Raw genomic sequence first — 8146 nt, forward strand, 5'->3', positions numbered from 1 at the left:
AAAAAATTATTTTTCAAAGGTTATTTAAGATCAAAGAAAGAACTCAAACCACTACCGTTCAATCGCACCACCCGGTCTCGGAATTCTTTCCTATCAAAATTCAATTTACCATTGTTATAAAGCTGGAACATCATCAAGGTATTGCGGATCAAAAAACTAGCACAAGTATACGCATCAAGTTTGGAAAGATTAAATTGTTTTTCAATAGCGGCAGCAAAACCATCAGTAACTTTGGTTTCCACCTTACGTGCTTGAAAAGTGTAACCGATCGAAGTCATCATAAAAATATAAAATTCTCGTGACTGATCGAAAAAATCAAAGACATTGTCGAATATATATCCAGGCTGCGACAGTGCTTCACGTAATGGTTTAGCAGTAATAATATCCAAAAGCTCATCAGCGGCCGTATCAGCTATCGTATCGGCAAAGTCATCGATCGAATCATAATGTAGATAAAATGTCTTGCGATTAATTTTAGCTGTTTCCGTCAGTTTCTTTACCGTGATATTCCGATAGTCTGTCGTCCGTGCTAATTGACGGAAAGCCTGTTGTAATGCAGTGTTAGTTTTTTGAACTCGACGGTCAATTTTCTTCATTTTTTTCTTCCTCTTTCCAAGATTCAAAAATAATACACACATTGTGTATTTATGTTGTTGTAATGAAATATTTATCCAGTTATTATTTAAGCCACAGTTGAGTATTATTTTTGCATTAACTATATCACATTTCGAAGAGGTACAATCAATGATCAAAGAAGAATGGAAATATCTGTTAAAACATAAGCTGATTTTAATTGTTTTCGCAGTTATGCTTTTCATCCCATCTATTTACTCCGTCACTTTCCTTAAATCAATGTGGGATCCTTATGGTGAACTGAACAAACTACCTGTGGCCGTCGTCAATGACGATAAAAGTGTCGATTATCACGGTACTGAATTAAAAGTTGGCCATGATCTTGCTAAGAACCTTGCTAAATCCAAGGCGATGGATTTTACCATTTTAAAATCTAGTCGAACTGCAAGTTCTGGCTTAAAAAATGGTAAATACTACATGGTGATCACCATCCCCAAGGATTTTTCCAAGAATGCTACAACTTTATTGAACAAAAAACCTAAGAAGATGGTCCTCAACTATGAAACCAGTGCTGGACACAACTTCACTGCTTCTAAAATGACCGCTTCAGCTGCTCAATCGGCCGCTCAATCAGTCTCTGAACAAGTAACTAAAACTTATTCCAAAACAATGTTTGCTTCTATCAAGCAACTTTCAAAGGGAATGAAATCGGCAGCTGATGGCAGTAAAAAATTAGCTTCTGGCGGTAACAAAGTTGCTGACGCTAATCAACAAATCACTACTGGTTTGAATACTTTAGCCACCAGTTCATTATCCTTTACCAACGGTGCAAATACGTTGAATCAAGGCTTAGATCAATATATCAATGGCGTCAACCAAGTAGCTAGTGGTTCTCAAACACTGACTAACGGTATCGACCAACTCAACACTAAATCTGCTACTCTAGCTTCTGGCGTCAGTAAATTAGCAGCCGGCAGTTCTTCATTAAGTTCCGGGTTGGACACTTATACTAACGGCGTCAATTCCGTCAATACAGCCGCAAATAATTTAAACTCTGGTGCCTCAGCTTTAAACAATGGTACTGCTCAACTATCCAGTAGTTCTAACACGCTCAACTCTGGTTTAGGTCAACTGTATACAGCCAGTCAGTCATTAACTGCCAACTTGCAAAAAGTCAGCGCTGGTCTAAACGGCAGTACAACTCAACTCAACAATTCGATTGCCGATTTAAAATCACAACTTGCCAATAACAATAGTACTCAAGCTGAAACTGTTAAAAACGATTTGGCAACTTTACAAACAGCTGCCAAGCAAAATAACGACTCTACAACTGCCCAAGTTTCTCAAGTAGCCGATCAACAAGGTTTGACCGCTGATCAAAAGTCAGCCATTTTGGCAGCCGTCTCTAATTCTAATAGTTCTGCTTTAAATAAAGCTGCTGATGCTTTGAGCACTGATTTAAGCACCATGATGTCTGCTCAAAACAATGCCGGTTCTGCAATCGATAGTTTCCAAACATCTCTTGGCAATTCTCAAAATGAATTGGCAACAACCATCGCTCAACTTGCTGGCGGTTCACAACAATTAACCTCTCAACTTGGCGATGCCTATAACGGAATGACGCAATTGAATTCCGGTATTAGTACACTCAGTTCCAGCACTTCACAATTAGCTAGTGGTACTAATCAGCTGAGTTCTGGTACAAGTCAATTAGCCAACAACAGCACTACTTTGAACAACGGAGCCTCACAATTAAACAATGGTATCAACACGATGAATTCACAAATGCCAAGTTTAACTTCTGGTGTCAATCAATTAGCCACTGGTGCTAATACATTGAATTCCGGTATCTCGCAACTTGTCGCTAACGGTTCCCAATTAACTAATGGTGCGTCACAACTCGCCAACGGAGCCAATCAAATTGCCAGTGGTGATGATACTTTAGCCAACGGTTCTACTCAAATGGGTTCTGGCATTACCCAAATTACTAATGGCAATCAGACATTAGCCAAACAATTAGCTAACGGCGCTAAAAAATCTAATATCAAAGCATCCAACCTGACTTACGATCAAATTGCCAAACCAACCACTACCAAACATAAAGAACGTGACTCAGCTCCAAATAATGGTACTGGTATGGCACCATACATGATGTCCGTATCTTTATTCGTTGGTGCGTTAGCCTTTAACTTGATGTTCGATGGCTATACACCAAGAAAATATCCTCACTCAGGTTTCTCATGGTGGGCCAGCAAGGCTAGTGTTACCGGATTATTCGTCCTCGCCGAAAGTACCGCTATCTTTCTATTAGTAAGTGCTATCGACGGTCTAGATCCAGTCCATCCCTTCGCTACCTTTGGAATGTTATTCTTGACCGGTTTAGCCTTCATGGCAATCGTCCACTGGTTAAACTTAGTCTTGGGTAAAGTAGGTTCCTTCTTCAGTATGATCCTATTAGTCTTCCAACTAGGTGGTTCCGCCGGAACTTATCCAATTCAACTATCAAATCATTTCTTCAATTCGATCCATCCATGGCTACCAATGACTTACACAGTCAATGGTCTCAGACAATCATTGATGATCGGTGATTCATCCCTACCAGATATGACAGTTCTTTTAATCATCGCACTAGTCTTTTCAGGATTGAGCATTCTCTTCTTTATTAGAAGAAAAACCCGTATCAACGAGATCGACTTTACCAAAGAAGCTGCTGAACATTCGATTGTCTAATTTAAAAACTGAAGTAACAGAAGTAAGACCGAGATAGTATAAGGATGCCGCCTTCCGATCAAAAGCTGATTGAGCTGGAACGTAGTGAGCACGACTTGGAGCCAATTTAAAAATTGTCTTCAAGCTCGGCAGTAATCTAAGCCAGCACAGTACGCTGACTAAGATTAAACCACTACTGAGCCCATCAGCTTTTGCTCTCCAGGCTAGGATTTTCGTTGTTTAGTTGGTATCTGTAATATTTGAGTAAAAATCATTAGTAATATAAAGATAATTTTACATATAAGAAGACCGTAATTCCTAAGCTATTTAAGAATTACGGTCTGTTTTTATATGAATCAAATTTTTTCCGACAAATATTTAATACTTAATAAAACTGCCGATATTAATATCTCAAGACTCCAAAATCCTTAAACCCTCTAGTCTGGAATGGAATTCTGGTGGATGCTCAGCCGTGGTAGTCTCTTAGCTGGCGTATCTTGCCAGTTTAGAGACAGACAAGCTTAGAGACAATTTTTAAATTGGCTCCAAGTTGCTCTCACAGCGTTCCAGCGTCCACCAGAATTTCATGGAAGACGGCAGTGAACCAACACAACACAATACAACATAATAAACCAGATAATTCGTCTACCAATTTCAAGCCCTTTTATTTGCATTACTATAATTGGTACATATCAAAATAGTTGTTAAACCGGTATAAACAATTAAATGGTATATTTTCTTTACTATGTTTTATTCACGACATATACTCTAGGTGTAATGAAGAATAAGTCTATTACGCGAGCCTGATTGCGGCTTACTCCATTATTATTGGAGGCCTGAAAGATGAAACTAATGAAGAGATCATTAATATTCATATCTATTCTGGGTTTATTCATTGCATTTCTGTTTCTACTAACGCCAAGAGCCCAAATCGTTAATGCTGCGACGACTGCCCCACCTGGGACAAATACGACTCAAACAACGACTCAAGCTCCTTCAACTACGCCAACAGATACTTCTAGTAATACTGCTTCATCAACGACGTCAACTATACCAAAAGCAGAACTAACTGTTTCAGGTTTGACCGCTAATGATGCGGTTGTAACTGACATGAGTGGCAATCCTATTCAACCATCTGACAACTTATATACTTGGTTGAACTTTAACGTCAATTACAATTGGAGCATTCCTGACGACGTCAAGATCAACGCTGGGGATACAGTTCCATTTGAATTACCTAGTGGATTAGTTACACCGGGTGATATGTCATTCCCTATTTATGATTCTAACAATGTCGAAATCGGTATTGCTACTATCAAAGCCGGTGAAGCATCCGGTACGATCACATTCAATGATGTCTTATCAAATACTAATGCCAACCGTCATGGTACTTTGAAATTAGTTGCTAAAGGTACTAACACTGGTACTGGTAACGAAGGTCAAAATTGGATGTATAACAAAAATGGTTGGATCGCGGGTTATGATCCAACTGGTGTTCCTAATGAATTAACATGGAACTTAGCTTTGAACCCTAATGAACATAATCTTAACAATGTTGTTTTAACTGATATTCTAGGCCCTAACCAAGAGTACATTCCTGGTTCTTTGACAGCAATCGCTGGATCTTATGTTTCCGGTGGTTTTGTCAGCAACGGTCAAGAATTGCATCCTACGGTTACAACTGATGGCAACAAAGTCATCATCAGTTTCCCAGGTACATTAACAACTGCAGTTGATATTTACTACAGAGTTAAAATAACCGGCACACCTGCCGATGGCACTACTACTTGGACGAACCACGCAACCATGGGTTCTAGCGAAGACGATTACAGTGTCGACTCCTCAACATCTTGGGGTGGTTCTGGTACTGGTAACGGCGATCAAAACGTCGGTACAATGACTCTCACTAAGACTGATGCTACAACTGGCGCTCCACTAGCCGGTGCTGAATATGAATTAAAAGACAGTGATGGCAACGTCATTATCTCTAATGCTAAGACCGATGAAAATGGTCAAATAGTTATCAAGAATCTCAATTATGGTAGCTACACATTGACAGAAGTCAGAGCACCTGATGGCTACACTCTTAACCCTACACCTATCAACTTTACCCTTCCTGATAATGGTGTAATCAATCTCACAACGGATCAAAAAGATACCGCTGAGACCGGTGCTGTTGTTCTCAAGAAGGTCGATCCTGATACCAAAGATACAATTGCTGGTACTACATTCAATCTTCTCGATAAGAACGGCAATATTATCAAAGAAGGTCTAGTTACTGACGGAAATGGTGAAATTTCAGTCGATAACTTGCCAGCTGGCGAATATCAATTTGTTGAAACCCAACCAGCTGAAGGTTACGTTGCTAATACAACTCCTATCGAATTTACAGTTGTTGCTGGTCAAACAACTCCTGTTGAATTGGAAAAATTCAATACTGCTGTTACAGTTACACCTGATACTGGTAATGTAACCTTAGATAAAGTAGATTCCGTAACTGGTAAATTCTTACCTGGTGCTATTTATGATCTGCTTGACAGTAACGACAACGTTATTCAAAGTGGATTAACAACCGACGAAAATGGTCAGATTAAGATCACTGATTTGCCAGTCGGTTCCTATTACTTTATCGAAACCAATCCACCTGAAGGTTACCAAGACAATTTGACACCTATCGAGTTCTTCATCACTCAAGGTCAAGATAGTTCTGTAACCGCTAAAGATGAAGCTGGGACAACACCAGAAATTCCTGGCGAACCTGAACCTCCTGTTGAACCTGGTACTCCTGAACCACCTATAATTATTCCTAACCCTGGTGAACCTGGCACAACCGAACCTCCTGGTGAACCCGGTACTCCTGAGCCACCTGTTACTAATCCTGGTGAACCCGGTACAACTGAACCTCCTGTTGAACCCGGTACTCCTGAGCCACCTGTTACCACTCCAATAGAACCTCAAGAACCACAAGGTCCTACTGAACCTGTAAATCCTGAAATTCCTAGCGAAATTATTCCTCCTGTTTACCCAACAGAACCTACAATACCAACACCAGAAATTCCTGGTGAACAAAACGATACTTCTACTGAACCTGAGACACCAAATACAAGTCCAAGTGTTGTATTACCTTCTACTGGTAACAATGGCAATCCATCATATGGCTTAGGCGTAAATCCTGGATCAAATTCAGGTTTAGGCTATGGTCAAGCTGAATTTCCACAAACTGGTAACCAGAATAATCTTCTTATGATTATCGGTGGTTTCTTCATCGCTTTGTTTGTTTTACTCAAACATATGATAAAGAAACTTAATTATTAGTTAAAAAAATTCTCCGCTGATTTGATCAAAATTCAAATTCAGCGGGGAATTTTTTTATACAGAATGGCTACACAAGATACACGACTTTAAATATCCAATAAGTTATTATTATTTTTGATAACAGGATATCAATTTCTAGTTATCGGTGAAAATAGATTTCATTTAATGATGTATGGATATCTAAGGAGATAAATTGATATGAAATTACTTCAAAAGAGTCTTTTGTTTGCTTCATTATTAGCAGTCGGTACAAGTGTTGCAAGTATTCCAACCATTACTAACGGCAATGGTACTGTTCAAGCCGCAACAACTACCAAGACTACCAAACACATGACTGCAGATGGATTCTATTATCGCGTATCCAACGACAGATTCATTAAAGCCAGCGACGTTATGATTTTGAACGAGAACAATCAATCAGATTCAAGCACTTTTGAAGATGTCACACCAGACACTTTCAAATTGGAAGTCGTCTCACCTAAGGCTGATTTATATAACCTTGAAGGTAAAAAAGTTGGCAAACCTGTAGCACAAGGAACTGTTTGCACAGTTGGCAGCTCAGCCGCCTTTGCCCAAAGCACTTACTACAAGGTAGCTAAAGATAAATTGGCTCAAGTGAGAGATAGTAGTTGGCTCTAATGATAATGTAAAAAAACAGATCAATTCACTTGGATTGGTCTGTTTTTTTTTGCATTCTTATTGATAGACACAATGGCTACACGTTCTACAACATTTTCCATTTCGAATAAGTTATTATGTTTTTGATAACAAAGCAATACGAAAAATTATCTTTTGTTATCAAATTTATACAATATACATGGAGATAAATATTATGAAATTAATCCAAAAGAGTCTATTGTTTGCTTCCTTATTATCTGCCGGTGCTGGCGTCACGACAGTTGTCCCAATGGTTGCTAATGCTGTTACAGTTCAAGCCGCAACTCAATGTAGTTCAACTTCAAGAATCAAAGTTAAGGTAGCTAAGGCTCAATTGTATAATTCAAAGGGCAAAAAATTATCTCGTTGCCTAACCAAAGGCAAAACATGTAAACCTGAAGAAAAGACTTCAATCAAGGGTCACGAATATTACAAGGTTGGTAAAGACGAATACGTCAGAACTTCCGAAGTATCACTCGAAAAATAATCCTACATTGAAGTTAGGATAAAAAGACTAATTCAGATTGCGAATTAGTCTTTTTTTTGATGTTGAATATGTTCACTGCCGTCTTCCATGAAATTCTGGTGGACTTGGAATACTGTGAGAGCAACTTGGAGCCAATTACGGTTCAAATTGTCTCTAAGCTTGTCTGTCTCTAACCTGGCAAAGTACACGCCAGCTAAGAGACTACCACGGCTGAACATCCACCAGAATTTCATTCCAGACTAATGGGTTTAAGTATCTGAGGGTTTGAGATATTAACATTGGCAATTTTATTAAATATTGAATATTTATCAGTAAAAATTTAAATTACACAAAAAAGACCGTAATTCTTAATTATGCGATAATCCCTTTGTGGTTGTCATATGAAATAATATAAATTCATTTGAT

The 8146-nt window shown here is 38.7% G+C and carries 6 protein-coding genes; 4 read left to right on the forward strand and 2 right to left on the reverse strand.

Features of this window, described 5'->3' with window-relative positions:
- Positions 1-20 precede the first annotated feature (20 nt).
- Positions 21-596: a TetR/AcrR family transcriptional regulator gene (locus FD29_RS04720; RefSeq protein WP_057887809.1), complete on the reverse strand. Its 576-nt coding sequence runs from the start codon at positions 594-596 to the stop codon at positions 21-23.
- A gap of 148 nt (positions 597-744) precedes the next feature.
- Here FD29_RS04720 and FD29_RS04725 point away from each other — a divergent pair, with 148 nt between their 5' ends.
- The 4 genes from FD29_RS04725 (at position 745) to FD29_RS04740 (ending at position 7741) form a co-directional block, all read left to right on the forward strand.
- The gene (locus FD29_RS04725; protein WP_057887810.1) at positions 745-3303 is read left to right on the forward strand and encodes a YhgE/Pip domain-containing protein; all 2559 of its coding nucleotides are present in this window, start codon (positions 745-747) and stop codon (positions 3301-3303) included.
- Between the two features lie 822 nt (positions 3304-4125).
- Positions 4126-6597, forward strand: coding sequence for a SpaA isopeptide-forming pilin-related protein (locus FD29_RS11750; protein WP_057887811.1), 2472 nt, complete (start codon positions 4126-4128; stop codon positions 6595-6597).
- Positions 6598-6795: 198 nt separating this feature from the next.
- A complete protein-coding gene (locus tag FD29_RS04735; protein ID WP_057887812.1) occupies positions 6796-7236 on the forward strand; it encodes an SLAP domain-containing protein in 441 nt (146 codons plus the stop codon).
- Positions 7237-7429: 193 nt separating this feature from the next.
- On the forward strand, positions 7430-7741 hold the full coding sequence (locus FD29_RS04740; RefSeq protein WP_057887813.1) for an SLAP domain-containing protein: 312 nt from the start codon (positions 7430-7432) through the stop codon (positions 7739-7741).
- A 44-nt stretch (positions 7742-7785) separates the two neighbouring features.
- On the opposite strand, the gene FD29_RS11385 is transcribed toward FD29_RS04740, so the two are convergent.
- Entirely contained in the window at positions 7786-7974 is a 189-nt protein-coding gene (locus FD29_RS11385) for a hypothetical protein (RefSeq protein ID WP_157049384.1), read from the reverse strand.
- Positions 7975-8146: the final 172 nt, after the last annotated feature.

This window comes from Companilactobacillus mindensis DSM 14500, from assembly GCF_001434275.1.
GTDB lineage: Bacteria > Bacillota > Bacilli > Lactobacillales > Lactobacillaceae > Companilactobacillus > Companilactobacillus mindensis.

Excerpts from the sequence above, each read along its gene's own strand:
- FD29_RS04725 (WP_057887810.1), top strand. The coding sequence starts at position 745 with ATGATCAAAGAAGAATGGAAATATCTGTTAAAACATAAGCTGATTTTA.
- FD29_RS04740 (WP_057887813.1), top strand. The coding sequence starts at position 7,430 with ATGAAATTAATCCAAAAGAGTCTATTGTTTGCTTCCTTATTATCTGCC.
- FD29_RS11385 (WP_157049384.1), bottom strand. The coding sequence starts at position 7,974 with ATGAAATTCTGGTGGATGTTCAGCCGTGGTAGTCTCTTAGCTGGCGTG.
- FD29_RS04735 (WP_057887812.1), top strand. The coding sequence starts at position 6,796 with ATGAAATTACTTCAAAAGAGTCTTTTGTTTGCTTCATTATTAGCAGTC.
- FD29_RS11750 (WP_057887811.1), top strand. The coding sequence starts at position 4,126 with ATGAAACTAATGAAGAGATCATTAATATTCATATCTATTCTGGGTTTA.
- FD29_RS04720 (WP_057887809.1), bottom strand. The coding sequence starts at position 596 with ATGAAGAAAATTGACCGTCGAGTTCAAAAAACTAACACTGCATTACAA.